At 41.2% G+C, this 25,353-nt stretch carries 26 protein-coding genes; 11 read left to right on the top strand and 15 right to left on the bottom strand.

Annotated elements, in window-relative coordinates:
* The first annotated feature begins 82 nt into the window (after positions 1-82).
* Positions 83-2,806 carry a CHAT domain-containing protein gene (locus tag ACE1CI_RS04625; RefSeq protein ID WP_413267891.1) on the top strand — a complete coding sequence of 908 codons (2,724 nt, stop codon included), beginning with the start codon at positions 83-85 and terminating at the stop codon, positions 2,804-2,806.
* Between the two features lie 140 nt (positions 2,807-2,946).
* On the opposite strand, the gene ACE1CI_RS04620 is transcribed toward ACE1CI_RS04625, so the two are convergent.
* The 5 genes from ACE1CI_RS04620 to ACE1CI_RS04600 all read right to left on the bottom strand — a co-directional run bounded on the left by ACE1CI_RS04620 (position 2,947) and on the right by ACE1CI_RS04600 (position 5,834).
* Positions 2,947-3,336: a hypothetical protein gene (locus tag ACE1CI_RS04620; protein ID WP_413267890.1), complete on the bottom strand. Its 390-nt coding sequence runs from the start codon at positions 3,334-3,336 to the stop codon at positions 2,947-2,949.
* Positions 3,336-3,677, bottom strand: a complete 342-nt coding sequence (locus ACE1CI_RS04615; RefSeq protein ID WP_413267889.1) for a DUF6883 domain-containing protein — start codon at positions 3,675-3,677, stop codon at positions 3,336-3,338. Before ACE1CI_RS04615 ends, ACE1CI_RS04620 begins: the two co-directional genes overlap by 1 nt.
* Before the next feature lie 70 nt (positions 3,678-3,747).
* Positions 3,748-4,323 (bottom strand): Uma2 family endonuclease, encoded by a 576-nt coding sequence (locus tag ACE1CI_RS04610; protein WP_413267888.1) that lies wholly within the window; start codon positions 4,321-4,323, stop codon positions 3,748-3,750.
* Positions 4,324-4,460: 137 nt separating this feature from the next.
* Complete coding sequence (locus ACE1CI_RS04605) at positions 4,461-5,015, bottom strand: Uma2 family endonuclease (protein ID WP_413267887.1); 555 nt, start codon at positions 5,013-5,015, stop codon at positions 4,461-4,463.
* Positions 5,016-5,054: 39 nt separating this feature from the next.
* The gene (locus ACE1CI_RS04600; RefSeq protein ID WP_413267886.1) at positions 5,055-5,834 is read right to left on the bottom strand and encodes an alpha/beta hydrolase; all 780 of its coding nucleotides are present in this window, start codon (positions 5,832-5,834) and stop codon (positions 5,055-5,057) included.
* 128 nt (positions 5,835-5,962) lie between these two features.
* Between ACE1CI_RS04600 and ACE1CI_RS04595 the strand changes: the two genes are divergently transcribed.
* Both ACE1CI_RS04595 and ACE1CI_RS04590 read left to right on the top strand, forming a co-directional pair.
* Positions 5,963-6,103: a hypothetical protein gene (locus ACE1CI_RS04595; RefSeq protein ID WP_413267970.1), complete on the top strand. Its 141-nt coding sequence runs from the start codon at positions 5,963-5,965 to the stop codon at positions 6,101-6,103.
* A gap of 7 nt (positions 6,104-6,110) precedes the next feature.
* Positions 6,111-6,344, top strand: coding sequence for a YARHG domain-containing protein (locus ACE1CI_RS04590; protein WP_413267885.1), 234 nt, complete (start codon positions 6,111-6,113; stop codon positions 6,342-6,344).
* 70 nt (positions 6,345-6,414) lie between these two features.
* Here the strand turns inward: ACE1CI_RS04590 and ACE1CI_RS04585 are convergent, their stop codons facing one another.
* The 9 genes from ACE1CI_RS04585 to ACE1CI_RS04545 all read right to left on the bottom strand — a co-directional run bounded on the left by ACE1CI_RS04585 (position 6,415) and on the right by ACE1CI_RS04545 (position 15,634).
* A complete protein-coding gene (locus ACE1CI_RS04585) occupies positions 6,415-7,278 on the bottom strand; it encodes an RpnC/YadD family protein (protein WP_413267884.1) in 864 nt (287 codons plus the stop codon).
* Between the two features lie 76 nt (positions 7,279-7,354).
* Complete coding sequence (locus ACE1CI_RS04580; protein ID WP_413267883.1) at positions 7,355-8,518, bottom strand: S1 family peptidase; 1,164 nt, start codon at positions 8,516-8,518, stop codon at positions 7,355-7,357.
* A 22-nt stretch (positions 8,519-8,540) separates the two neighbouring features.
* Positions 8,541-9,455 (bottom strand): S1 family peptidase, encoded by a 915-nt coding sequence (locus tag ACE1CI_RS04575; RefSeq protein ID WP_413267882.1) that lies wholly within the window; start codon positions 9,453-9,455, stop codon positions 8,541-8,543.
* Positions 9,456-9,623: 168 nt separating this feature from the next.
* Positions 9,624-10,196 carry a COP23 domain-containing protein gene (locus tag ACE1CI_RS04570; protein WP_413267881.1) on the bottom strand — a complete coding sequence of 191 codons (573 nt, stop codon included), beginning with the start codon at positions 10,194-10,196 and terminating at the stop codon, positions 9,624-9,626.
* A gap of 107 nt (positions 10,197-10,303) precedes the next feature.
* Entirely contained in the window at positions 10,304-11,347 is a 1,044-nt protein-coding gene (locus ACE1CI_RS04565; RefSeq protein ID WP_496615235.1) for an adenylate/guanylate cyclase domain-containing protein, read from the bottom strand.
* 286 nt (positions 11,348-11,633) lie between these two features.
* Positions 11,634-12,104, bottom strand: coding sequence for an REP-associated tyrosine transposase (locus ACE1CI_RS04560; RefSeq protein ID WP_413267879.1), 471 nt, complete (start codon positions 12,102-12,104; stop codon positions 11,634-11,636).
* 614 nt (positions 12,105-12,718) lie between these two features.
* On the bottom strand, positions 12,719-14,089 hold the full coding sequence (locus tag ACE1CI_RS04555; protein WP_413261015.1) for a TIGR03279 family radical SAM protein: 1,371 nt from the start codon (positions 14,087-14,089) through the stop codon (positions 12,719-12,721).
* Between the two features lie 20 nt (positions 14,090-14,109).
* Positions 14,110-14,661, bottom strand: a complete 552-nt coding sequence (locus ACE1CI_RS04550) for a hypothetical protein (protein WP_413261016.1) — start codon at positions 14,659-14,661, stop codon at positions 14,110-14,112.
* 10 nt (positions 14,662-14,671) lie between these two features.
* A complete protein-coding gene (locus tag ACE1CI_RS04545; protein WP_413261017.1) occupies positions 14,672-15,634 on the bottom strand; it encodes an undecaprenyl-diphosphate phosphatase in 963 nt (320 codons plus the stop codon).
* A 346-nt stretch (positions 15,635-15,980) separates the two neighbouring features.
* Here ACE1CI_RS04545 and ACE1CI_RS04540 point away from each other — a divergent pair, with 346 nt between their 5' ends.
* The 3 genes from ACE1CI_RS04540 to psbU all read left to right on the top strand — a co-directional run bounded on the left by ACE1CI_RS04540 (position 15,981) and on the right by psbU (position 18,310).
* The gene (locus ACE1CI_RS04540) at positions 15,981-16,664 is read left to right on the top strand and encodes a DUF3120 domain-containing protein (RefSeq protein WP_459563971.1); all 684 of its coding nucleotides are present in this window, start codon (positions 15,981-15,983) and stop codon (positions 16,662-16,664) included.
* A gap of 116 nt (positions 16,665-16,780) precedes the next feature.
* Complete coding sequence (locus ACE1CI_RS04535) at positions 16,781-17,773, top strand: adenylate/guanylate cyclase domain-containing protein (RefSeq protein ID WP_413261018.1); 993 nt, start codon at positions 16,781-16,783, stop codon at positions 17,771-17,773.
* 96 nt (positions 17,774-17,869) lie between these two features.
* On the top strand, positions 17,870-18,310 hold the full coding sequence (gene psbU, locus ACE1CI_RS04530; RefSeq protein ID WP_413261019.1) for a photosystem II complex extrinsic protein PsbU: 441 nt from the start codon (positions 17,870-17,872) through the stop codon (positions 18,308-18,310).
* A gap of 174 nt (positions 18,311-18,484) precedes the next feature.
* Here the strand turns inward: psbU and ACE1CI_RS04525 are convergent, their stop codons facing one another.
* Positions 18,485-20,491 (bottom strand): lipoxygenase family protein, encoded by a 2,007-nt coding sequence (locus ACE1CI_RS04525; protein ID WP_413261020.1) that lies wholly within the window; start codon positions 20,489-20,491, stop codon positions 18,485-18,487.
* A gap of 346 nt (positions 20,492-20,837) precedes the next feature.
* Here ACE1CI_RS04525 and ACE1CI_RS04520 point away from each other — a divergent pair, with 346 nt between their 5' ends.
* The 5 genes from ACE1CI_RS04520 (at position 20,838) to hemB (ending at position 25,350) form a co-directional block, all read left to right on the top strand.
* On the top strand, positions 20,838-21,215 hold the full coding sequence (locus ACE1CI_RS04520; protein WP_413261021.1) for a hypothetical protein: 378 nt from the start codon (positions 20,838-20,840) through the stop codon (positions 21,213-21,215).
* Positions 21,216-21,508: 293 nt separating this feature from the next.
* Entirely contained in the window at positions 21,509-21,976 is a 468-nt protein-coding gene (rplU, locus tag ACE1CI_RS04515; protein ID WP_413262102.1) for a 50S ribosomal protein L21, read from the top strand.
* Between the two features lie 313 nt (positions 21,977-22,289).
* Positions 22,290-22,580, top strand: a complete 291-nt coding sequence (rpmA, locus tag ACE1CI_RS04510; protein ID WP_413262103.1) for a 50S ribosomal protein L27 — start codon at positions 22,290-22,292, stop codon at positions 22,578-22,580.
* Positions 22,581-22,875: 295 nt separating this feature from the next.
* A complete protein-coding gene (locus ACE1CI_RS04505; protein ID WP_413262104.1) occupies positions 22,876-24,213 on the top strand; it encodes an RNA-guided endonuclease InsQ/TnpB family protein in 1,338 nt (445 codons plus the stop codon).
* A gap of 153 nt (positions 24,214-24,366) precedes the next feature.
* Complete coding sequence (gene hemB, locus ACE1CI_RS04500; protein WP_413262105.1) at positions 24,367-25,350, top strand: porphobilinogen synthase; 984 nt, start codon at positions 24,367-24,369, stop codon at positions 25,348-25,350.
* Positions 25,351-25,353: the final 3 nt, after the last annotated feature.

Below are 25,353 nucleotides of genomic sequence, written 5' to 3'. Positions count from 1 at the left end.
AATTCTCAAGGGCAAGTGGTTCTTGTCGCAGATACGGCAACGGCAACATCTCAGAAATCCACTTTTATACCTCAATATTGCCATGAGTAATCAACAATCTGGGAAAAAAGCGACATTTAGCAAAAAATGGCTAACTCGCATCTCTCTAGCAATTTTAGCCGCATTTTTCAGTGCGGGAGTTTCACTGGCATTTTCGGAAATTGGCAAACAACCCCACCCCCAACCCATCCCCGTGCGACAGGGAGGGGAGATAGGGCAAAAAGTTTTTTCCCTCAAAAACCAAGACACAACAATCTCCCAATCACCGATTACAAATTCACAGCAATTATTACGAGAAGGTAAGAAGTTGTTCCAAGCGGAACAATTCTCCCAAGCGGTGACAGTTTGGCAACAAGCTATTTCTGCTTTTCATGCTTCGGGGAATAAACAAGGTGAAGCTTTAGGACTGAGTTATTTATCCCTAGCTTATCAACAACTCGGTCAATGGAAAGAGGCAGAAAAGGCAATAGTTTCTAGTCTCTCCTTAATTCAGAACTCTAGTAAAAATAAAACTGACCAACAAATTCTAGCTCAAGCATTGAACGCCCAAGGCCATTTGCAATTAGCATTGGGACAAGAAGAACAAGCTTTAACAACTTGGGAAAAAGCTGCTGCTACCTATTCCCAAGTTGGCGACACAGAAGGACAAATTGGCAGCCAAATAAATCAAGCCCAAGCATTACAATCTTTAGGATTCTACCGTCGCGCCCGGAAAACTTTAGAAGAGATAGAAACTTCCTTACAATCTCAACCAAACTCTTTAATAAAAGCTACAGCCTTGCTGAGTTTGGGTAACGCCTTGCAAGCAATTGGTGAACTGGAAAAATCCCGGCAATTGTTGCAGCAAAGTTTGACCATAGCCCAAGAATTAGGTGTATCCCAAGCTGTCAGCGCCGCCTCTTTTAGTTTGGCAAACACTTCTAGAACTTTAGCTAAAAAAGCTGAAGATTTAAGAGAGCAATCAACAGCAAAAATTGAAATAAAAAATGCTCTAGAAGCATATCAAAAAACCGTTGCAACATCCAATTTACCACTTACCAAACTGCAAGCACAAATAAATCAACTAAGCTTGCTAGCAGATACTCAACAAATTAGGGAAGCCCAAGCTTTATTATCGCTAATTAAACTGGATGAATTACCACCAAGCCGTAAGTTAGTCTACCTGCAAATTAACCTAGCTCAAACTTTGTTAAAGCTAAAGAGTGAACCAGAAAAAATTGTTTCCTTTGCCAATCACCGCGAAGCTGCTCAAATTTTAGCTAAAGCAGTTCAAGAAGCAAAAAATCTCCAAGATTTGCCAGCCCAATCTTACGCTTTGGGAAATTTGGGCAGATTATATGAGTTAACTGGACAATTTAAAGAGGCGCAAAATCTTACTCAACAAGCTCTTAGTTTAGCTCAAGCAATTAATGCTTCAGATATTGGTTATCGCTGGCAATGGCAATTAGGAAGATTGCTGAAAGATAGAGGGGATAATGATGGTGCGATCGCATCTTACACCGTAGCAGTAGAAACTCTTCATACTCTACGTAAAGACCTCGTTGCCATTAATCCCGATAATCCAGATGTGCAGTTTTCATTTCGGGAAAGTGTCGAACCTGTTTATCGCGAATTAGTTGATTTATTAGTTACCACAGATAAGCAACCAAGTCAAGACAATTTACGACAAGCACGGTCTGTAATTGAATCTCTCCAATTAGCAGAATTAGACAATTTCTTTCGCGAAGCTTGCTTAAATGTTAAACCTGTACAAATAGACCAAGTAGATCCCACTGCCGCAGTAGTTTATCCGATTATTTTAAAAGACAGATTAGCTGTAATTTTAGCATTACCTCAATCTTCTCTGAGCCTTTATACTACGCAAAAAACTCAACAAGAACTCGAAAGCGTTCTCAATGACCTGCAACAAGATATCGGAAGACCAGCCGCTGATAATGATAAGGTTTTGCAGCTTTCTCAACAAGTTTATAACTGGATTATTCGACCGATCGAAGCAGATATTAAGCAGAAAAACGTGCAAACTTTGGTGTTTGTTCCTGATGGTTTATTGCGAAATATTCCAATGGCTGCTTTGCACGACGGAGAGAAATATTTAGTCGAAAAATACAGCATTGCTCTCACCCCTGGACTACAGTTACTCCCACCGCAACCTCTCAAACGGGAACAGTTGAGAGTTTTAACGGCTGGTTTATCGGAAGCACGTCAAGAATTTCCTGCCCTTCCTAACGTAAAAGAGGAGTTGGAACAAATTCAGTCTATAATGTCTACTCAGGAGCTTTTAAATCAGCAATTTACCGATCGAAATCTGCAACAAGCACTTAATTCAGTTCCGTTTCCCGTTGTACATATTGCCACACACGGTCAGTTTAGTTCCCAAGCAGAAAGAACTTTTATTCTGACTTGGGATGAAGAAATTAATGTCAAAGAGTTAGACAATTTATTGCGTCGCAGAAAACAAGAAGATTCCCGCCCAATTGAATTACTGGTTTTTAGTGCTTGTGAAACCGCAGAAGGAGACGATCGAGCCGCTTTAGGATTAGCTGGGGTAGCAGTGAGAGCAGGAGCACGCAGCACTGTAGCAACTTTATGGAGAGTCAGCGATGAATCAACAGCTAAATTAATGGTGAGATTTTACCAAGAATTAGCCAAGGAAAACATTACCAAATCCGAGGCATTAAGACGCGCTCAACTGAGTCTTTTGCAGTCAGAGCAGTATAAAATTCCTTATTATTGGGCACCTTTCGTTTTGGTGGGTTCTTGGCGTTAATTTTACATCTTAAAACTGTAGTGTAGGTGTCTACAATATTGATATCTGGTAGACGTTGTAATGCAAGCTCGTTCTCCCATAATTGGCGGGTTGAAAGTAATGCGATCGAACATTCTACTTTAGCTCTATTTTTAACTCACCTACTTTTGTTGTTTCTTGTGTTGTAAAAACTCAGCAAAATCACGAACTTCAGCAACTAAATCATCAGATAAACTATCTAAAACCACCGTTAAATGTTCTCGAACTCCCATTGCTTCACGAGCAGGAATCGTTAAAACTAATTGATGAGGATAAACAGTTTCTACTCCAATTGTCTCCATAAATGAGCCTGGTTCATCTTGTGTCGCTGGCATAAAATCCCCATGCTCATCATACTTAACCCAGTCACCAAACAATTCTACAAGATACGCCTTTCCATTCCCCAGAACTTCCACAACTGCGCCGACTGTTCCTACCTGCGCCACTCCGCCATCAGTTAAGGGAATATTTTCAGTTAACTTAACCCCATCAAATAGTTGAAAATTAGCCATTACAATCCCCCTAGTCTATCCGGTACTGCTGTTACAAACCTAGCAACATCTTCATCAAATAGAACAATCCAAACTGTTCTGATTCTTCGGGATACTCCAGAAGCACCTGTAACTTGAATATAAGCGCGATAAATTTCACCTTGTTCGTTCTGACTCTGAGGTTGCAATATATCTAAAGATACCTCAGCTAAGATGGCTTCTCTAATGGCTTCTGGTGACTTAAAACCCATCTCTTCCTGCCAAAATTTGCGCTTATCTCCTCCTTTCCCTGGTTCAGAAGCACGACTTAAGAGATATTGTGCTTTAGCAATAGGAAAGTCAAAACGGTTAGGTAAAGTCATTATTTTGAATACTTCCTCAGATTCTGATGCGATCGAACATTTTATTCAACCTCTGCCACTTCCTAATGTCCTAAGCAATATTACCAGCCGCTAACACTTGTTCAACTGTTAACACTAACTCTGGAAAAGTCCGAGAAACAATATTTTGATTATCTGTAAAAACGGTTTCTTCATATAAACCTTCTTCCCACAACAAAACCGTAACTTTTGATTTCATTGGATCGACAATCCAATATTCAGGAATCTCTAACGCTGCATATTCAGAACGCTTAAAACGATAATCTCGACTTACAGATTCAGGGCTAACAACTTCAACTGCTAATAATGGGGGTATTTCAGTAATAGCCGATCGATCCAAAAATTCCCGCACTTGTTCAACAGGTACAATATAAAGATCGGATAATCTCGACTTTCGCCATCCCGTTCTAATTCCCGCACCTTTAAAACATACCCAAGGTAAACCTAATCGCTTAATTTCTGTATGAAATACTTCGTCAACAAACTTGGCAATAAGCAAATGCCTAAAAGTTGGCGTATTTATCAGTTCTAACCTTCCATCAACCAATTCATAGCGGTTATCTGTGCCATCGTCATAAGCTAGATATTCCTCAAACGTAAACAGTTTTTCTGCAACTTCGCTTTTCATGATCTGCCATTAAACCTTTAGTTTATTATGTCTCAAAATCTTCGCAAATAGAGATATCCAGAAATCGGAAAACCATATTTTTGTAAAGCTTATCGATGGAATGCGATCGCTTTTTGCTCAATCTCATCCTAACAACATTAAAGCGTCAACCAACTAAAAACCTGTTCAACAGTTAACTCTAAATCAATTCCTTGAAGGATTGGTAATTTAGTATTTCCTTCCAACAGTTGCACTTTGCGATCGCCAAAAACAATCAAAATACTTTCTTCCTCTGGATCGATCAACCAACCTAACTCAGTACCATTTTCACAACAATGAAGCAGTTTTTTTAGTACCTTAGTTTGACTTTGCTCCGGTGATAAAATTTCAATTGCCCAATCAGGGTGAATTTCAAAACGATTAACTATTCTTCCTGAACTACTAAATGGAATTCTTTCCCAACGAAACACTGCTACATCTGGAACAATAGAATCTCCTCCAAAGGTACAGCGTAATTCTGGAAAAGCATAAGCAATTTTCTGGGGTTTAGCTACTTGATTAATTGCTTCACATAATTCTCCTTGAAGTACACTATGTTCTCCCTGTGGCATAGCTTTTTGGATAATTTCTCCCTTGATTAATTCAGCAGCAGGTTGGGTTTCGGGAAGTTGTAAAAATTCCTCTAAACTTATCGTTTGAGTAGCAGTATTCATGATTTTACTTTACTATTAACTCTTCAACTAGTAAACATTTTAAAACCATCCTTTTCCTACAGTTGGTTCTAATAACCAAGTCAGCATTTCTGGTAAACGTTTTTGCCAAGCAGTCTCGTGATGAATTTCATCTTCACCAAGTACAAAACATAATTCCTGTTCGGTGTAACCTAAATTCTTCAAATGTTGATAGAAATACTCGTTAATCGGAACGAAATCTAATTCAGTTCCATAATAGTTGTATTGTTCAGCGCTACCGACGTACAAAAGAATTTTTGACCAAAAGCGAGTGTGTCTATCCCAATAGCGAAACATGAAATCTCCACCAAACATTAAAGCGGGAGAAATACCGCCAATGCGTCCAAAAAGTTGCGGGTAAGTTTTGCCGATATACAAAGCAAATAATCCGCCCATACTTGAGCCTAAAATTGCGGTATTCTGAGGATCGGTGAGAGTGCGATATTGGCGATCGATATAAGGTTTTAAACTATTTACTAAAAATTCTGATGTTAAATGTCCCCTTCCATCTTGCCAAGGAGAATATTCTTCCATCCGGTTCGGTAAGTGATCGATCCCAACAATAATCCAAGGGTGGATAGTACCTTGAGATATTAACTCTTCTAGGGCAATATTGGCGCACCAAGTATCATAAACCGCAGATTCGGGGTGAGAAAAGATGTTTTGCCCATCCAACATATAAAGCACTGGGAAACGCCTGTGGGGTTGTTCGTGATAAGCGCCGGGAGTAAAGATGCGAAGGGTGCGATTTGTTTGTTCGCCAAATGAGTAAAAGTCGCGGATAATTTGAATGTCGCCCATTGTTCTTAATAGTTGGGTACTTTTGTATGATAAGAGTTATTTTTTGTTTGTAAATAGCGATCGCAACAAAGTTCTAGTTGTAGCATAGATTTGGCAGCTAGTGAGTAAAAATGAGCCTGTGAACCCCAATGATACAGGAACTTCTGAATAACCGCTATCTTTTACTCCAAAAATTGGGTAGTGGCGGTTTTGGTGATACTTTTTTGGCAGAAGATACCAATATGCCATCGCAACGCCGTTGTGTAATTAAGCAACAGACAAGTTACTGATGCAGATTTGTTTGATAAGAATGCTTTAGAATTAGATGTATTGCGAAACTCAGTTTTTGCCCGTTATGGCAGAAGGTTTAGAAGTCAGGAATTACAAAAATATTTTAGTAGTCAATCTTGGTATCGTCCGATTTATTCACCGGAAAGTTTTCCCAATGATTTGTTAACACCTTTAGAACAAAAGAATGTAGCGTATATTTTAGAGTATCAAGAACGGAATGGTTTAAGATGGGTGAAGTAGAGGAGTGCGATCGCTTTTGTACGTAGTAGCGCTTTAGCGCCTCCTCTAAATTTGTCATTTCCTAACAAATTTATCTGTAAATTTGCCGCAACTCATCAAGAGTATTTAAGGTTTTAATACCTTGAACAATTGCTTCTAATGTCGCCACATCTTCTATTTGTTCAATTTCCGGCATTAGCTGTAAACCTTCTGTGCCAAATTTCAATTCTAAACCCAAAGCAATAGCTAAAAGTTGTCCTTGCCGTAAAGTTTGTTCTCTACCTTGTTCCACACCTTTTTGTAATATTTCTTGATACCAAGGAGATTCACGTAAAACTGCCATATCCCACCTCATAATTTGCTGAACTAAGGGAGTTTCTAAGACAAAGGTAGCAAAAAATGCCAGCAAAGATTCTAAATCATTTAACTGTTCATTTGTTCGTAAAAGCTGTAAAGCTTGTCGGACTTTCGATTCGTTACCACCACCTTGGAGGATGGGAACAAAAGGAATTAAGGAAGGAAGAGGTTGTTGAAAAACTAATTCTGCGTCTACTTCCCAAAGGTTAATTACTCGATAGTCTTGTCGCGCTTGTAAACCTCTGAACTCAGATTCATAGCGAGTCGGGATGGTGACGGAAGAACCGGGTGGTAGGATGTTGATTAATACTGGGTAAGTGGGTTTATTGTAGCGTTCTTCTGCTAAAGCGGCATAAGCTCGCATTCGCAGTGGCATTTCCGGTTTATAACGCAATTGTAGTTCATTGAGGACGAGAAATTCGCCATCTTCGGGAGTATAGGCGCGGACTAAAACATCACTTTCACGACTTACCCATTGGAATTCTGAAGTGATGATATCTCGCACTTGAACATTGGGAATTTGTGTTACCCATTTTACCCATTGTTCAGGGGCTAGGCTGATTAGGCGTTTGCTGCCGATGTCTGCTTTTTTAGACATAAGAATGGGGGAGTTTTTTAGATTTTGCCATAATTTTGTTGGTGGTAGTTGCTCGGAAAATAATAATTATTTGTAGCTATTTAATTGTCGTTCTTAAAGTGTAGTTGCCAATCCCATTAGGATAATAAGTAGTAACTCGAATCAAGTATTGTATCCCTTCCTTGACAGTGAAAATGAGTTGCGAGTTTCGACCTCCTCCACGCCTATCATCATTCTGAGCAATCACTTGATTATTAGTAGCATTTATAATCTGCAATGAAGGGTCAAATTTGGCAGAATCCACGTTTATTTGTATTGATTGACCAGGGCTAACTCCTACTAGCTGATAATCCCGAAATCTACCAGAAGTATATGAATTTATCGGCTCGTTTCCATTAAGACTACCGCTAATCGTTTGATTGAGACTGATGGTTTCTCTATTGATATTGGAACTAGGACTTTGAACATTACCAGTATTAGCTTGGCGAGAGGTTGGTGATGGTGTTGGTGTGGGGCGATTTGTTACTCCAACGGCAGTAGTTGAGGGTTGAATTAGACGGGCAACTTCTGGGGGTGCTATTGGCAAAAAAGTTTTAATCGGAATCCCTTTTTGTTCCCATGCTCCGGTTCGTCCATGAACGCCAACTAACTGACCCCTATCATTAATAATTGGCCCTCCACTCATGCCGTTTACTGTTGCGGCATCTCTATAGAACAAAGTATAACCATTGTCTTCTGTTCCCAAACTATTATTTGTAACTCTCCCATTAACAAATTTGAAGGAATCAGGCTTTTCTTTTGACCACCCAGCAATATAAATCGTTGTTCCCCTAGTCAGTTGACTGGGATCGGAATTGCCTATTTCAGCAACAGTGTAATCTCTATCGCTGTTGAACTGTAATACTTTTAAATCTATGTCTTGGCGCAGCTTAAAAATAGATTTAATCGGGTATTTTCTATTATCTGAAGTAACCACTTGATCTTGATTGGCAGCAACTAGTACGTGATCGGCTGTGAGGACATAATAGGTTTTTGTATTCTTTTGTCTAGCAATAATTATTCCCGATCCTGCCATATCAAAGTTATTACTTCCTGGTTTGGAAATAGGGGATGGAGAAAGAAGTTTAATTGTTATCTTCTTTGCTTTACCTTCCAAGTCGGACTGTGCCACTGCTGATGGAAAGAGAAAAGTTGCTACGGCAACTCCGATAAACACTACTGGTAGCTGATAGAAAAATTTTCCCATTTGGCGCTTGTGCAATATATTTATTATGGAGTTATTTCTAGAATAGATCTGGTTTTGGTGTAGATTCTGGAGATGATTCGGCTGGACTTTTGGTGTTTTGTCTGGTTGATTGGGGTTGGGAAACTCTGCCTGATGTAACAGGAATAGTAAATTTAGAAACTTGAGTTTGTCGGGCAAAGGTTTCAATTGGAATTGCCCAGCTAGAAGCGATCAACTCGTTTGGCGGGAAGGGAACTCGATCGCCATTTTTGAACAGATAATTATTGCTATTATTTCCACCCCAGAGGGGATAGCTATGCTGACCGTTTATGCCCACAACTTCGCCTTGCATATTCAATAACGGGCCACCACTCATGCCTTTTTTGATGTTAATACGGTATCCTACCTGGTAGCCTAACTTCATAGGTCTTTCCAGCAGATGAGAAACTTTTCCCGGATTTGTGCATTCAAATTTACCAGACTGAGCAGAAGTGGGATCAGATGGAAAACCTGTGGCAAAAACTTCATCTTCTGGTTTCAGGCTGGTTAATGCCTCTCTTAGTTTTGTAGCTACTGGGTAATTATTAGAGCTTCTAAATTGGATAATTGCCAGGTCATCTCCTGTTAGATCATCTTTATCTAAACTGCGGATAGATTGAACTGTATGCAACTTTCCATCAGGAGTCTGAATTTTATTATTGTTCTTTTCTCTGACCACATGAGCATTTGTGACGACTTGATAAACCGTTCCATTTTTGTAAATCAAAATTCCCGAACCCGAACCACCTCCTGACAGGACTTTAACAGTGATTAAACGTGCATTTTGACAAAGTTCTTTTTGGGATAGGGGTGATGGTTCTGAAACTACGGAAACTTGAGCTTTAACTACCAAACCTGAATTTGGTGTTTGTGCTGCTGTGTCAATTAACCAGGTTCCCAGACCGATTAAGAATATTAGCGATCGCCAATTCATTTCGTATCCTTCCTGCTAAATAGCGGGTCTATACAAAACATACAAAAACCGACTACACGCTCACTCAATAAATTTATGCTCCCTGGTAGGTCAATTTTATCTAGCCATAGATTTTAGCCCATGAAGAGTTGTCTTTGCTTTGATTAATTAACTGGCTAAAATCTGTGTCTATCGTCTGATTCTGTTTCTGTCCAAAGCTCTGATGAAACTGGAAACATCCACGTAAAATCGCGTTTCTCCGTTTGCCGATTCCCGTGTTAAGTAACTTGATTGTTCAACTGGTCTGTTTGAACCTAAAGTACGAATATCAAATATTTGGCGCAAAACTCGGTCTGCATCATCACCTGGTTTAAGTGTAAACAACACTTCCTGGCATTCGCCCCCTTTCCTGGCGGCAGTGCAAATAACCGTCTGTCTGCCCATCCTTCCGCTGGTAATATAATTCAATCGGTCTTTCTTGTACTCACTTTCAAATTTGTCAGAAACAGTCCGACAACGGCTCACAGGGTCATGACCACCACTCCTGAAATAGCCGGAACTCCAGGAAATAAATGGAATGTATTGACCAACTTGCCTATTATGAACAAATGTTGCGTATGAGTTTTGATAAGCTCCGCACAAGAAGGTGCGGTTGGAGTTTTCATTACCTTGAGCGAAGTTGGGCTGTACAAAAGCGGTAGTAGCACCAAAAGTAAGCGCCAATAGCGCCACCTTTTGAACTGATGTTGATTTCAAGTTCATAAGACTTTCACCACAGACAAATGTGGATATGAAAATATAGATCCAATTTACTAACTTAAATTTGCCTCGGCAAGATCGAGATTAGTAAAAATTAGCTTTTTCTGATATTACGGCTTCTGAGGTTTAAAAAGGTCTGTCTTCTGTTTCTGTTTCATGTTAGCTAGTTCTTGTTTATACCCTGGTAATACTTGCTGCACTTGTGGATAAATAGTGGCATTTGGTGGAATTGCCTCAAATTGTTTGATGGTTTCCTCCAATTGCTCGGAGGCTTTTTTCAAATCATCGTAATCTGTGGCTTTCAGGGCTAACTCGTGAGCTATTTTAGCCTGATTATCTGCTTCATAATGTTTAACTTTCCACTTGTATTGGGCGCAAATTGGCAATACATCACATAAGTTAGAAATTTCAGCGGGATTAATCATAAAAATTGCCACTACTCCGAGTAATGGCATCAGCAACAAAGGTATTAAAAAACCCATTCTAATTGGGGTACGCTGGCGCTTCTCGATTCCCGAAGTAATTCTTTGAGTTTCCTTTTGCCGATTCTTTTGTTTGGTATCAGGTGCAACTTTGATGATTGCAGGTTCGTCTTTGAGTGGCTGTGGCTGTTTGTCAGCGTAAAGGAGTTCAAAAATCGGTTCGTTGCCAATGCCTTTGAAGTCCCGTTCACCATGACGATGCACCCTCCAGCCCCTGATGCTAGCAGCACGTACTAATGCCGCCATCACTTCGGAAAGCAGAATTTGTCCCCCATTGCCAAAAGCAGCAACACGAGAGGCGTAGTGTATGTCGTACCCAACCAAATTATCACCTTTGGGAAGTGGGTTGCCGATGTGGATACCAATTCTCATCGAGAGCGGGCCAAGTGGTGTCACAATAGGGTCGGTAGCGTGGCTAATTTGCACCTCAACTGCCCACCGTACAGCTTGGATTGGGTTAGCAAAAACAAGGAAGTATGAGTCGCCCTGAGTGTCGATTTTGCGCCCGCCGTATTTCTCAAGAGTGGTTTCCACTCGCTGGGAGTGCGGCGCTAATATCGTCTCGTTGTAGGTGCGATCGCGTGCAATTGTGTCTTCTTCACACAATTGTTTTATTATGGCGGTCGAGTTCACTAGATCTGTGAACACCATCACTACCATATTCTCAGACATGGCAACTCTTCTATCTCAAGATGGTTGTTTCTAGCATAAACCTTTCTTTCTGCGATCGGAACCAGGGGAGCCAGCGTATAGTTTGGTATAGTTATTCGTTTACTAGTTTGTTTGCTGGAAATTTGAACGCACAAACGCAAACAATATGCGATCGCTCCTCTGAAGAATTGACTATTGATAATCTGAAAGTCTCAATCCCCCTGTGACAGGCAAGATGCCTATCCCACAAGAGTTGCGGATATTATTTTCAGAAAAATGAATCTGCTTTCTTTTAATATTTCCATGCTCAATTAGATATTTGCCAGAAAAACGGATATTCTTCTGGTGTAGCTGACAATTTTGCTTTTACAGGATTTTGCCTAATATATTCCCACTTTTCTGCCAACTCTCGATCGTTTCTAATAATATGGTCATATCGCTCATCTTGCCAAACTGTCCCAATATGTTTCATAACTTTAGCAATCTCTTTTGAACTATAGCTTTTAATACTGTGCATGATACTACTAAGCGACCAAAATTCATCAGCAGACTTAGGTAATGGCTGAATTAGTATATGTACATGATCTGGCATCACAACCAGGCAATATATCTTATATCTTTTGTTATCAAAAAACTTCCAAGCATTCAGAACTACTTGTCTAGCTTCTGGAGTAATTTCCAGTTTTTCCCAAGTATTAAAAGTGATAAAATAGACTGCTCCATCTAATTCCCAATGCGGTAGCCTTCTTTGGCTGATTTTCAATTTTGGCTCTTTCATTTTAATGTTAGCTTTCTACTTAATTTGAGATAATTTATTGCTGGTATAAGCAGGCAAGATGCCTGCTCCACAAGAAAAGAACAATCATTTTTTGTACTCTTGTGAGGTAGGCATCCTGCCTGCCCATTTCCAAAGAGCACTAATAGATTTTTATAGCAGGCAAGATGCCTGCTCCACAAGAAAAGAACAATCATTTTTTGTACTCTTGTGGGGTAGGCATCCTGCCTGCTTATTCCCAAAGAGCACTTTTAGATTTTTATAGCAGGCAAGATGCCTGCTCCACAACAAAGAAACAATTATTTTTTGTACTCTTGTGGGGTAGGCATCCTGCCTGCTTATTCCCAAAGAGCACTTTTAGATTTTTATAGCAGGCAAGATGCCTGCTCCACAACAAAGAAACAATTATTTTTTGTACTCTTGTGGGGTAGGCATCCTGCCTGCCCATTTCCAAAGAGCACTTTTAGATTTTTATAGCAGGCAAGATGCCTGCTCCACAACAAAGAAACAATTATTTTTTGTACTCTTGTGGGGTAGGCATCCTGCCTGCCTATTTCCAAAGAGCACTTTTAGATTTTTATAGCAGGCAAGATGCCTGCTCCACAAGAAATGAACAATCATTTTTTGTACTCTTGTGGGGTAGGCATCCTGCCTGCCCCATACCTCAAACAACTCTCAATCAATCCCTCAATCCCATTAACCGGAAAAATCTTCACACCCAACTTATCAGCAACTTCATCAACAGTCCGATCGTCCAAAAATCTTGTATCTCCATGTTTCAACATTAAAGATGGCAATAAAATCCCATCTCCTAAATCTTTCCCTTGTAAATTCAACAGCAAATCTTCCCCAGTCAACAACCCAGTTACAGTAATCTTTTGTCCCCAATATTGGCTAGGAAAAGCTGCCATCTTCACTGACAAACCTTCCACTTTGTTCAATCTTTCTAAAATCGGTTGAAAGGCTTTTTCTACTGCATTTCCCACTACCCAAGTAAACTTTCTTTCCGGCGAAACTTTCGCGGGTAAACTCTGCGCTGCTTCCTCAAATTTCCTTAAAAACAAACGAATTGAACCCACACCATTATCAATTTGTGGATAATCTTCATAATGTGATTCTGGTGGTAACTCTTCACCTGCAATCAAAAACCATTCATCGGCTAACCAAACACAATTTCTACCCTTCTTTTTACCTAATTCCGCTTGCAGTTTTTGCACTTGGGAAATTACTTCTTTCGCTTTTTCTGGTGTTACTGGTATTAATTCATCTTCTTGGGGACGAAAGCGAGTTAAACCAACTGGAACAACGGCGATCGATGCAACTGCGGGAACTTCGCCTTTGTGCAATTTGGTTAAATCTCGTAATGTGGTTTCTAAGTGAATTCCGTCATTAATTCCCGGACAAACAACTACTTGGGCGTGAATTTGTAACCGCCGTTTTTGAAACCATTTAAGTTGTTCTAAAATCTGTCCAGCACGTTGATTTTTTAATAAGCGAATTCTGATTTCTGGTTCAGTTGCGTGAACGGAAACATAAAGCGGAGAAAGTCGCATTTGTTCGATTCTGTTCCATTCTTTTTGAGTGAGATTGGTTAAAGTTAAGTATGAACCATAGAGGAAACTTAAGCGATAATCGTCATCTTTTAAATATAAAGATTCTCTTTTTCCTGGTGGTTGTTGATCGATGAAACAGAAGGGACAACGGTTATTACATTGGATTAAACCGTCAAATAATGCCGTTTCAAATTCTAAACCTAAGTCTTCGTCGTAATCTTTTTCTATTTCAAGTTGATGGGTTTTACCTTTAGCGTCTAACACTTCTAATTCTAGAAGTTCATCGGCGCATAAGAATTTGTAGTCGATGAGATCGCGGGGTTTGGTACCGTTAATCGAAACTAGACGATCGCCAACCTCAAACCCAATCTCAGCAGCGATCGAATCAGGTAAAACTCTAGTAATTAAAGCCGGACGAATAGAAATTTCACTCATAACTGTTAGTATTATTCAACTTAAACACCCCATGCCGGATTTTGGCAAACAATGTTTTTTGGGGGTATTTCTTCTATTTTGCGGGTACGACGATTAGCCCGCCAAGCTCGTCTGATATTTGTCAATATCTCCTTATCTTCATATTTTACAAGAGCAATCAATTCTGGGTCAGACACTCCTTTAAGTTTACAAGTGGGAGGGGCAATTTGCTCGCCAGTATTGAATTTTGGTAAGCTAATAGCATCTATCACTTCCCAGTTTGGATTACCAGATCGATCGCGTGACACCAAGTTTTGAAACCACAACATTTGTTGACTTCCTTGGCGCACATAACTTACCCCATAACTCTGGCGAGGTTCTGTACCAGTCCCTACTGTCCAACCCGCTATTTCCTGAATGCCCTTGGGCAGTTTTCTGCCCTGGTAACGTAGCCCAATGTAACTTCTGGTATTCTGTTTTACCTGTGGAAAATTAGCAGATTTCAGATATCCAAAAGGTTGAGCTACGCTGGGCAATTCAGTCAGCATTACAACAGACAAAAGTATTAATGTAAATTGCTGACAGTTGTTCATTTTTTCACAACTAGACGTTCTTTAACAAACCAGTGGCGATCGCCCCTAAAATCACTACGCCAAACACTAATCTATACCAAATAAACACCCAAGTACTTTGAGTTTGCAGGAACTTCAGCAACCAAGCGATCGCTAAATAAGAAAAAATCCCCGCAGAGATCACTCCAACTATTAATGGCAGTAATCCCGCATCTCCCAAACCTTCAGACAAAATGCCTTTTAATTCTACCAAACCAGCTAAAGTAATAGCGGGAATTCCTAACAGAAAGGAAAACCTTGCTGCTGTCGCCCTTTCTAAACCCATGAATAACCCAGCAGTTAAGGTAGAACCAGAACGGGAAACTCCGGGAATTAAAGCTAATGCTTGCCCTAAACCCATTAAAACTCCATCTTTCGTCCCCAATTTATCAAATTTTCGTTGGCGAGTGCCGATTTTTTCCGCTATTCCTAACAATATTGACATGACTATTGAGGCAGTAGCGATCGCCCCTAGACTTCGCAAAGGAGAATTATCAAAGTCAGGAATGAGGATTTTAATCAATAACCCAAAGAATACGATCGGGATCGTACCAAAAATAATTCCCAATGCTAATTTAAATTCTTGAGCTTCGTAGTCTTTGTGTGCGATCGCAGCGATCGAACCCATCGCAATATTTTTCAAATCCCGCCAAAAATACCACAGAACCGCCGCAATACTACCCAATTGAATTACCGCCGTAAAAGCTACACCCGGATCGCCCCACCCCAAGACAACAGGCACCACTTTTAAATGCGCCGTACTACTGATCGGTAAAAATTCCGTCGCCCCTTGCACAAAACCTAAAACAATTGCCTGAAACACATTTACCTGACTAGTCGTTGCTGTTGGTGTCGCCACCGCCGACTGAGAAAGTGCTTTTAAAGGTAAGGCAAGAAGAGCGCTAACAATTCCTAAACCCAAAAACTTATGCCATTGACGTTGTGATAAACCCATGTCTGCTTTACTTTTAACTCCCAATATGACCACCAAGCATAGCCTACCCAAAAAAATCAGCTTCAAATTTAAAGTTTCAATGTGAATTAAGGGAACAGGGAACGGGGACTAGGGACTGGGGACTGGGGACTGGGGACTAGGAAGAAGAGGTAGGGAGGTGGGGGAGTTTCTAGATCTAGATCTCTCCCCATCCCCCCATCCCCCCATCTCCCCATCTCCCCACCTCCCTACCCCATTTCCAAAATCTAAGCTAATATAAAAATACCCCCCTGGGGGATATTTGTTGTGATATATTAAATAAGGTAAACTAAAGTAACAAAAATTAAAAATCTTGCTAAACAATACCTTGTCTGGTTACACCTCTTGTCGAGCCACTGACTGGTGGCGAATCGGTTCTAAGAAAGCCTGGTTGGTCTTCCTGGCGGCATCATTCCTGGTTTCGGTGCCAGTGTTCATCCAAGCGCCCCTAGTGCGGCTGTTGCCCTTGCTGAGCTTGTTATTGACCTTGGGTTGGGTGGGTTTAAGTTTTGTGCTGCTGAAAAGGCCAAAAACCCAAATTTGGGGAGATTTGCTTTTAGGGTTTAGTTGGAGTTGGTTAGCGGGGTCAATTTATTGGGGTTGGCTGCGTTGGGAACCATTAATTCACCTGCCAGTGGAAGCGATCGGACTACCCTTTGCCTTATGGTGTCTCAGACAAGGTTGGGGCAAAGTAGGCAACTGGTTTTATTTAGGTTCCTTATTTGGTACCGCAGTTACAGATACGTATTTTTACTTAGTAGATTTAATTCCTTCCTGGCGGCAACTAATGCAGGTAGAGCCAGAATTAGCAATACAGATCTTGCAAGATGCGACAACTCATGTTAATAGCCCTGGGGGAATTGCTTGGGCTATAGCACTTTTAGGCGTACTCTTAGGCGTGGGTACTTTACCCTGGCGCTCAGTACAGTTACACTGGTGGGCGTTTAGTGGAGCAGTTTTGAGTACGATTTTGGTAGATGGCCTATTTTGGTTAGCTGCCTCGGCTGCCTGAATTAAACCATTAGCTTGACAAAACTGTTACTTACAGCTGTCATGCGACTTCAGACAGTTAAATTAGTATAAATATTAGAGACTCTGACTAACTCCACGTCGCTTCTCTAACATCCGGTGACGTTGCAACCTACATCCGTTCCCTATCTGTTACTAAAAACCGACTCTGGAAATCGGTATCTACCATTAGTGGGCAGTCATTGCTGGACTATTGGTAGAAGCGATGACAATAATTTTGTCATCCCCGATCGCTGGATTTCCCGTAACCATGCAATGTTACAGTGCATGGAAACAGGGGAATTTTATTTAATCGATTTAGGAAGCCGTAATGGATCTTTTGTCAATGGTCGCAGGGTTAGCATTCCCGTAACCCTGCGAAATGGCGATCATCTTACCTTCGGTCAAACCGAATTAGATTTCTTTACTCCCAGTAACGATAATTCTTCAGAACACGCTAACAATAGCTCTGACGAGTTAACTGCTACTTCCGCCCTGCACGTTCGCCGCTTAATCTCGGTAATGGTAGTCGATATTCGCGACTTTACCGTTTTAACTCGACAATTAGATGAGAAAGTGCTTTCGGAATTGATTGGCACTTGGTTTCGTCATTGTGGAAGTATTATCCGCGACTACGGTAGTTGGGTGGATAAGTACATCGGTGATGCAGTGATGGCTGTTTGGTTTCACAGTGGACGCACGATTACTAATGAGGAGGTAGGGAAAATTTGTCAGGCACTTAGCGACCTGTACAAAATGACACAAGAATTGGATCGGGAATATGTTTTACCATTTCCGCTGCGAATTGGGGCGGGGATTAATACTGGTTATGCAATGGTGGGTAATACGGGGAGTGGCGATCGCCCAGACTACACCGCGTTAGGAGATACTGTTAATGCAACATTTCGCTTGGAATCTTCTACCAAGCAGCTGGGAATGGATGTGGCTTTAGGTGAATCTACTTATCAATATTTGTTACCTCTAGGTGTTGAGGACGCTGGTTTTAAACAACAAGTAGTACATCTCAAAGGCTACGACAAACCAACCGTTACCTACGCAGGCACTTTTGCCGACCTGGATAGGTTTTTGGCAATGCAAACAAAAACTCAATAGATAGAAGTTCATAAAGACGGCACTATTAGACCGATAATAATCTTTTGATGGAAGCTGTGTGGACATCAGTCCAGTTTTTGAGGGAGGTATAGATAAATGAAAAAATTGTTACGCTTCTTTACAATATGCGCCCTAGTCATTGGTTGCTGGGCAGGACTGGGATTAGTTCAACGCGCTAATGCGGTTTCTTTGACCAGCGTGGCGTTTAACTCTGCACCAGTTTTGGCAGAAACATCAGCTGAAGCTGCGTTGCGAAATAAAGTAGACGCGAAGCTAGGACAAATAGCCAACAAAATTGATTTAAACAATACCAACTTACGGGCATTTAAGCGTTTTCAGGGAATGTACCCCAACTTGGGTGCGAAGATCATCAAAAATGCGCCTTATGAAAAGGTAGAGGATGTATTGGATATTCCGGGACTTAGTGCTCGGCAGAAGGAAATTCTCCAAGCTAACTTGGATGAGTTTACTGTTACATCAGTAGAATCTGCTTTTAACGAAGGAGACGATCGCATTAACAACGGTATCTATCGTTAAGTTGGTTGTTGGTAGTGGGTAGTTGGTAGTCGTTAAATAATTAATTACCCACAATTTCTTCTAACCCACCCCTGGAAAAATTTATAATGCAAAAATTCAAAACATTTCTATTTGGAATTTTGCATCATAAATTTTGAATTAAGGGTGGGTTTTTTAAGCATAAGCCTTAATAAATCAAATATTGATTAAGGCTCTGAGGTTGCTAATATCATAACCAAGGTGGTCAAAATCGTTTTTGTAACGTGCCAAGGTCGTTCTCAACTCTTCAGGAACATCGTTGTCTTCATTCTTGAGAATCAAGCCGTACTTAATGCAATTTAAGACGCTGAGTATATAAAGCTGATTTGTCGCTTCTATAGTATCAGGCGCGATCGCTGAATCGTCCTCACTGCCAAAACTACCATTGCGTAAAGCCAATGAGTTATAAGCGAGTTCTCCCCCCTCATCAGTTTGAGAATCATTCACCCAAGTGTGCCACAAGGTAGTGTGGAAGATCGCATAACGGCAGAACTCTTTTAAGTTTTCCAGATCTGCGGGACTGGGTTGATCGGAGAGGGTAATCGGTCGGAGAACCTTCACCGTACCATTAATATTTACTCTGGGTATATCCGGTTTATCAACTTCGTTTTGGTCGTACCACTCATAATCACTATCAGTATTGACCATCATTCCTTGGATTGGTTGATAAGCCATACTATGCTCTACCAAATCATCAGATAAACGGCGAATTTCAATCCATTCCTGAGCAATTTCCTGTTGATACTTCTGGAAGAAAGTATCAATATACTCTGTTAAAATCTGCCAGTAAAGATTAGCTATCTTGGCATAGCTATGAGCTTCGCAGAGCGGCTGACGTGGCTTCCAGCCTTTCCAATCGTAAGTTGCTAAGACTTCCTTACACATTTGCAAGAATCCGGCATAAGTTAATGGGCCGTTGGTAATAAATACACCCACTTTTGGCTCTACTAGTAAATCATCGCCACGTCGATTGATGTTGATAATGCTTTTCAGGTGGGGAGCTAACATCAAGCGGACAGGATTTTTTCGCAAGTTACGGAAAACAGCTACAGCATATTGTTCCATCTGTACATGAGCCTTGGAATAATGCTCGATCGCTTCACCCACAAACAAGCTATTAGTGCGGAAAATGCGTTTTGCCTGTAACCACTTTTCTCCATCATTGGGCGTATAAGTAACAGGATCTTTCAGGGGAGAATAAGGGGCAAAAGAGTCAGGATAGCGGCTTTGAATAGTGATAGCAGTGGGTATAAGTTTGTCATCTTTCAATTCAAAAAATGCTTCTACATTATTAAGGTCGTGTTCATTATCTTTTTCGTAGTTATCCCAATTAAATGTCACCTTAAATTGATGGGGATTGTTTTTATTACGCTTGAGTAAACAGGGATTCATTCCATTAAGAATTCGGAAGACAAAGTATTCATCGCTTCTGGTGTAACCCGGATTTTGCTTCTCTAATTCGAGCGTCTTATTCGGAGGATAATCAGCTTGAATTTCTGATAAAGTCGGTTGGTTAGGATTGAGGGTATTAGTGATAGTATGCTTGGCTTTAATCGGAGTTAGTTTACCAGCAGCATCATAGCCCTGAAATTTGCGACCGAGGGAATAATCATCAGGGGTGTTTTCCGGATCGGTAAGCAAAATACGGGCAAAGGGACTATCAGGATTGTAGAGCCAGTATGGGACAGTACAACTACCAAAGTCATATTCTTTCTGAGTCACATTGTCCGCACCTTTGATAATGTAGGCAATGCGGTTACTATAAACTGGCTGATTGTTGGCATCAAAAGTGAACCGATTATCAATTACTCTTAATTCCAAATCAGGTGCATCTTTGAAGCCTGCTTTTTCAGGGTCGTAGTAGATTTCAAAACGACCATTTTGGTCAGTTACACCTTTAGCCAAGTAATCATTAGGTGTGCCGATGTCTCGATCCCAGAGTTCCAGTCCCATGTTATGTAATGGTTTTTTAGTATCGCTAAATATTAACTGACCTGTAGCTTTGTGTAGTTGTGCGATCGGTTTTGTTGGTTTATCTTCTTGGGGCTTAGAGATTTTTTTCTCTGCTTTCTCTTCGATTAAGCGTTGTCCTAGTGGGCTGCTGAGCAGTTTCATCATCACCACAGCTTTTAATTCGTCAAAAATTGTTTTGGTCTTTGACATATTAATAAATCCTCTAAATTGCTATTAGGTTTCCTCTCAACAGGCATAGCTGAGTTACATTGCTAATTTTTGCAACTATCTTTTAACAAAGTTGGCAATTTCCCTTACTTTTCATCAGCAATGATAAAACGGACAGAGATTAGTAATACATGGAATCTCGATAGTTTCTATCGCATGGCTTAACCTAGAATAACCTGATTTTTGCGATCGCGGGGAAATGTGAAGATATTGCAATTAATTTACTAATGACTTTCCCAGTTGGGCTGAGTTAAATAAGGACTTCCGTCCTTCCCAGAAAATGTTAACCTGTAATCAACAGTTACTCAGCTGTTAATTGAGGTGAAAAATGCCTAATCGCAGAGTTACAGTAGAACTGCCAGAATCAGTATTTCTAGAACTAGCGAGAATTGCAGAGTTAACAAACCAATCTTTAGAAGCAGTAGCAGCACAGAGAATCACCACAAATTTACCGCCTTCTGTAGAAAATGCACCTCCAGAAATTCAAGCAGAATTATTATTATTGCAAACTTTAGCAATAGATGAATTACTAAAAATTGCCCAAAGCAAAGTTACCTTTAATCAACAAGCACGTCATGAAGAATTATTAGAGAAAAACCAAATTGGGGCAATTAATTCTTCAGAACGGCAAGAACTTCGAGAATTAAGTTTAGCCGCTGATAAATTGATGCTGAAAAAAGCTTATGCTTGGGCAATTTTGCGTTGACGTGGTTATCGGATTTAGCTGATATTAAAGTACGTTGTTGCGCTTCAGCGCCAGATAAGAGCGCTGAAGCGCAACAACGTACCTAGAAAATTTTTGAGTTGACATTTAGCGACAAAAAAACAGATAATAGTAGATTGTCTGTCTACCCCTGCTCGGATCAGGTCAAGACATTCCAAAAGCTTGATTGGCGATTCGTTATGGGTCATTGGTGATTGGTTTTCCATACCAACTACCAACTACCCATCACCCACTACCAATTGAGCTACCTGTACGGCCAAAATCAGCAAAAACTCATGACTTACGCAATTATTGAAACAGGCGGCAAACAATTACGGGTAGAACCCGGTCGCTTTTACGACATTGAACTACTGCACGTCGAAGCAGATGCCGAAGTTACCATTGACAAAGTTTTATTTGTTAACAATGACGGCGATGTAAGTATCGGTCAGCCCTTGGTTGCAGGTGCTACCGTTACGGGTACGGTGATGCGCCATTTTCGGGGGCGCAAAGTCCTGGTTTACAAGATGAAACCGAAAAAGAAAACCCGCAAAAAACGGGGACATCGCCAGGAAATCACTCGTTTAATGATTGATTCCATCAGTCTGAACGGTACAGTACTCGGTGGGAAGAAAGAAGAAAGCACTCCTGTAACCGCAGAAGTAGCATCTGCACCAGTAGAAGAAGCAGCACCTGCGATCGCAGAAGTAGTAACTACAACCGCAGAAGAAGCAGCACCCGCAACTACAGAAGCAGCTGAATAATAGTAATACAGTTGCTCTAGTTATGAGCCGAGGTTGATCCCCCATTATCCCCCTTACCAAGGGGGACTTTGAAAGGAGTTCCCCTCTTACCAAGGGGGACTTTGAAAGGGGTTCCCCTCTTACCAAGGGGGACTTTGAAAGGGGTTCCCCTCTTACCAAGGGGGACTTTGAAAGGAGTTCCCCCCTGATTAAGGGGGATTTTAAATCTGGTTCCCCCCTTATTAAGGGGGGTTAGGGGGGATCAAAGCGATAATCTTGGTAACTAGCAACTTGAGTTAGTAGAAAGTAGAAGTAGATAGATTAGGAAGGAAAAATGGCTCACAAGAAAGGTACTGGTAGTACGCGCAACGGGCGCGACTCTAACGCCCAGCGTTTAGGTGTTAAGCGCTATGGTGGTCAAGTTGTTCGCGCTGGCAACATTTTAGTTCGCCAACGGGGAACTAAGTTCCACCCTGGTAATAATGTTGGTATCGGTGGCGATGACACTTTGTTCGCCCTCATCGATGGCATTGTTACTTTTGAAAGAAAGGGTAAAACTCGCAAGAAAGTTAGCGTTTATGCTGTTGCTGCTGCTGAAGCGGAAACTGCAACTGTTACAGCTTAAGGCTAATTGAACCCCACCCCCAACCCCCTCCCCGCTTGCGAGGAGGGGGCTTTTCCGATGTTTTTTCCTGGGGGGATGGTGCGTTACGCTATGGCTGGCGCACCCTACGAATAGAGAGGCTTTTTGCCCAGCCAGATCCCCGACTTCTTCAAGAAGTCGGGGATCTGGCTGGGCAAAAATATTATCCAAATCTAGCGTGAAAACCCCTAGCTTTCAAGCAGGGGATGAAACGCTCTTCAAGGGATTTATCCTGTCGTTTCCATGATACAATTACTGAGAAAAGGAGGTGATCTAATTGTTTGGATGTCAGCAAGTTTTGATTCACACCAATAAAGATACTCAAGCAATAATTGAGTATCTTTGTAGCGAGTCAAACAAAGTTTTTAATTGTGCTGTATATTATGCAAGACAGATATATTTTAAAGCTCACAGATATGTCGGTAAGTCCGAATTGCTGGGAAAAATTAAGCACAATGCCCACTTTCAAGCAATGTATTCTCAATCTGCCCAACAAACTTGTCTTTCGGTATGGGAAGCTTTCAAATCGTTCAAGGAATTGAAGAAGCTATCTAGAAATGGCGAGTTGATAGATAAACCAAAACCACCTAAATACAGAAAGGGCGGCTTGTATACAGTTAGCTATCCCAAACAAGCATTGAAATATGAAAAAGGCAATATTCGCATCCCTTTGGGCAAACAAGTAAAAGCTTGGTTCGGGATAGAGAGTTTCCAGTTAAAATTGCCAAGTAATTTACGGTTTGAGCAAATTCGGGAATTACGAATACTACCAAGAAATAGATGCTTTTATGCCGAGTTTGTTTACGAGGTGAGTCCAGTAAATTTGGGTCTAAATCCGCAAAATACCTTGGGTATAGATCCAGGAATGAATAATTGGCTTACCTGTGTATCAAATGTGGGAACCAGCTTCATTATTGATGGCAAGCATCTGAAATCTTTAAACCGTTGGTACAACAAGAAAGTATCTACAATTAAAGAAGGGAAACCCCAAGGATTTTGGTCAAAGAAATTAGCGCAGCTGACGGAAAAAAGAAATCGTCAGGTGCGCGATGCTGTTAATAAGGCAGCTAGATTAGTCGTCAATCATTGTCTGAAAAACAATATTGGTGTGGTTGTTTTTGGCTGGAATCCAGAGCAAAAACAGGAAGCTAATTTAGGTAGGAATAACAACCAAAAATGGGTGCAGATTCCCACCGCTAAAGTTAAAGAACGAATCTCCCAATTGTGCGAACAATATGGGATTAATTTTGTAGAGACAGAGGAAAGCTATACTTCCCAATCTTCCTTTGTTGATGGCGATTTAATTCCGAAATATGGTGAAAAACCCGACGATTGGAAGCCATCAGGTAAGCGAGTAAAACGTGGGTTGTATTGCACCGCTTTCAATTGGTATATCAACGCTGATGCGAATGCAGCAGCGAACATTCTGCGTAAAGTAAGCACAACACTTAGTATTGATTTAAGTGAAGTGTCTAGGGTGTCCTTGGCAACGCCCCAAAGATTCAATATTTGGTCAGCTAAGTTGAAACGAAGGGATGTGGCCCAGAGCCCATACCGTAGTATCCGCTTAGAATCCCCTCGATTTATCGCGGGGAGTGTCAAGATTTTCTATTAGCGTATGTCAGCTAGCGCAGAGTTGTGGAAAGAATTATCCAGTTGAAAAAGGTGAAAATGCTCAAAGCTTTCTTTACCTTCTACCTTCTGCCTTCTGCCCTCTGCCTTTCATTAAATGAGTAACTCTTCAGCAAAATAAGGTTTAAAAAAAGTCATGTTTCCAATTCATCGCCCTCGCCGTCTCCGCACTTCTTCTCAGTTACGCCGCATGGTGCGGGAAACTGTTCTGACGACGAATGATTTAATATATCCTTTGTTTGCGGTTCCTGGTGAAGGTTTTGCTAAGGAAGTGAAGTCAATGCCAGGAGTTTATCAGCTTTCGGTAGATAAAATTGTGGAGGAAGCGAAGGAAGTCTACGATTTGGGGATTCCGGGTATTATTCTGTTTGGGATTCCTGAAGATAAGGATGCTGATGCTACTGGCGCTTGGCATGATTGTGGGATTGTGCAAAAGGCGGCGACTGCTGTTAAGGAAGCGGTTCCTGATTTGGTGGTGATTGCTGATACCTGCCTTTGTGAGTATACCAGTCATGGTCACTGCGGTTATTTAGAGGTTGGCGATCTGTCGGGGCGGGTGTTGAATGACCCGACTTTGGAATTGTTGAAGAAGACTGCGGTTTCTCAGGCTAAGGCGGGGGCGGATATTATTGCGCCTTCGGGAATGATGGATGGTTTTGTGCAGGCGATTCGCGTCGCTTTGGATGAGGCGGGGTATCAGGATACACCGATTTTGTCTTACGCGGCTAAGTATGCTTCGGCTTATTATGGGCCTTTCCGGGATGCGGCTGAGTCTGCGCCTCAGTTTGGCGATCGCAGAACCTATCAAATGGACCCCGGTAACGCCCGCGAAGCCCTCAAGGAAATCGCTTTAGATATCGCTGAAGGCGCTGATATGCTAATGGTGAAGCCTGCTTTGGCTTATATGGATGTAATCTGGCGCGTTAAGGAAGCTAGCAATTTGCCCGTTGCTGCTTACAATGTTTCCGGCGAATATTCTATGGTAAAAGCTGCCGCCCTGAACGGTTGGATTGATGAAGAACGGGTGGTAATGGAAACTTTAACTAGTTTTAAACGTGCTGGTTCTGATTTAATTTTGACCTACCATGCGAAAGATGCGGCTCGTTGGTTGAATGGTTAATTT

It is taken from the genome of Floridaenema flaviceps BLCC-F50, from assembly GCF_041929275.2.
Classification (GTDB): domain Bacteria; phylum Cyanobacteriota; class Cyanobacteriia; order Cyanobacteriales; family Aerosakkonemataceae; genus Floridanema; species Floridanema flaviceps.
Note: the sequence above shows the minus strand (reverse complement) of the source record. Positions and strands in the feature narration are given on the sequence as shown.

Excerpts from the sequence above, each read along its gene's own strand:
- ACE1CI_RS04625 (WP_413267891.1), top strand. The coding sequence starts at position 83 with ATGAGTAATCAACAATCTGGGAAAAAAGCGACATTTAGCAAAAAATGG.
- ACE1CI_RS04620 (WP_413267890.1), bottom strand. The coding sequence starts at position 3,336 with ATGGCTAATTTTCAACTATTTGATGGGGTTAAGTTAACTGAAAATATT.
- ACE1CI_RS04615 (WP_413267889.1), bottom strand. The coding sequence starts at position 3,677 with ATGACTTTACCTAACCGTTTTGACTTTCCTATTGCTAAAGCACAATAT.
- ACE1CI_RS04610 (WP_413267888.1), bottom strand. The coding sequence starts at position 4,323 with ATGAAAAGCGAAGTTGCAGAAAAACTGTTTACGTTTGAGGAATATCTA.
- ACE1CI_RS04605 (WP_413267887.1), bottom strand. The coding sequence starts at position 5,015 with ATGAATACTGCTACTCAAACGATAAGTTTAGAGGAATTTTTACAACTT.
- ACE1CI_RS04600 (WP_413267886.1), bottom strand. The coding sequence starts at position 5,834 with ATGGGCGACATTCAAATTATCCGCGACTTTTACTCATTTGGCGAACAA.
- ACE1CI_RS04595 (WP_413267970.1), top strand. The coding sequence starts at position 5,963 with ATGATACAGGAACTTCTGAATAACCGCTATCTTTTACTCCAAAAATTG.
- ACE1CI_RS04585 (WP_413267884.1), bottom strand. The coding sequence starts at position 7,278 with ATGTCTAAAAAAGCAGACATCGGCAGCAAACGCCTAATCAGCCTAGCC.
- ACE1CI_RS04575 (WP_413267882.1), bottom strand. The coding sequence starts at position 9,455 with ATGAATTGGCGATCGCTAATATTCTTAATCGGTCTGGGAACCTGGTTA.
- ACE1CI_RS04570 (WP_413267881.1), bottom strand. The coding sequence starts at position 10,196 with ATGAACTTGAAATCAACATCAGTTCAAAAGGTGGCGCTATTGGCGCTT.
- ACE1CI_RS04565 (WP_496615235.1), bottom strand. The coding sequence starts at position 11,347 with ATGTCTGAGAATATGGTAGTGATGGTGTTCACAGATCTAGTGAACTCG.
- ACE1CI_RS04560 (WP_413267879.1), bottom strand. The coding sequence starts at position 12,104 with ATGAAAGAGCCAAAATTGAAAATCAGCCAAAGAAGGCTACCGCATTGG.
- ACE1CI_RS04555 (WP_413261015.1), bottom strand. The coding sequence starts at position 14,089 with ATGAGTGAAATTTCTATTCGTCCGGCTTTAATTACTAGAGTTTTACCT.
- ACE1CI_RS04550 (WP_413261016.1), bottom strand. The coding sequence starts at position 14,661 with ATGAACAACTGTCAGCAATTTACATTAATACTTTTGTCTGTTGTAATG.
- ACE1CI_RS04545 (WP_413261017.1), bottom strand. The coding sequence starts at position 15,634 with ATGGGTTTATCACAACGTCAATGGCATAAGTTTTTGGGTTTAGGAATT.
- psbU (WP_413261019.1), top strand. The coding sequence starts at position 17,870 with ATGAAAAAATTGTTACGCTTCTTTACAATATGCGCCCTAGTCATTGGT.
- ACE1CI_RS04525 (WP_413261020.1), bottom strand. The coding sequence starts at position 20,491 with ATGTCAAAGACCAAAACAATTTTTGACGAATTAAAAGCTGTGGTGATG.
- ACE1CI_RS04520 (WP_413261021.1), top strand. The coding sequence starts at position 20,838 with ATGCCTAATCGCAGAGTTACAGTAGAACTGCCAGAATCAGTATTTCTA.
- rplU (WP_413262102.1), top strand. The coding sequence starts at position 21,509 with ATGACTTACGCAATTATTGAAACAGGCGGCAAACAATTACGGGTAGAA.
- rpmA (WP_413262103.1), top strand. The coding sequence starts at position 22,290 with ATGGCTCACAAGAAAGGTACTGGTAGTACGCGCAACGGGCGCGACTCT.
- hemB (WP_413262105.1), top strand. The coding sequence starts at position 24,367 with ATGTTTCCAATTCATCGCCCTCGCCGTCTCCGCACTTCTTCTCAGTTA.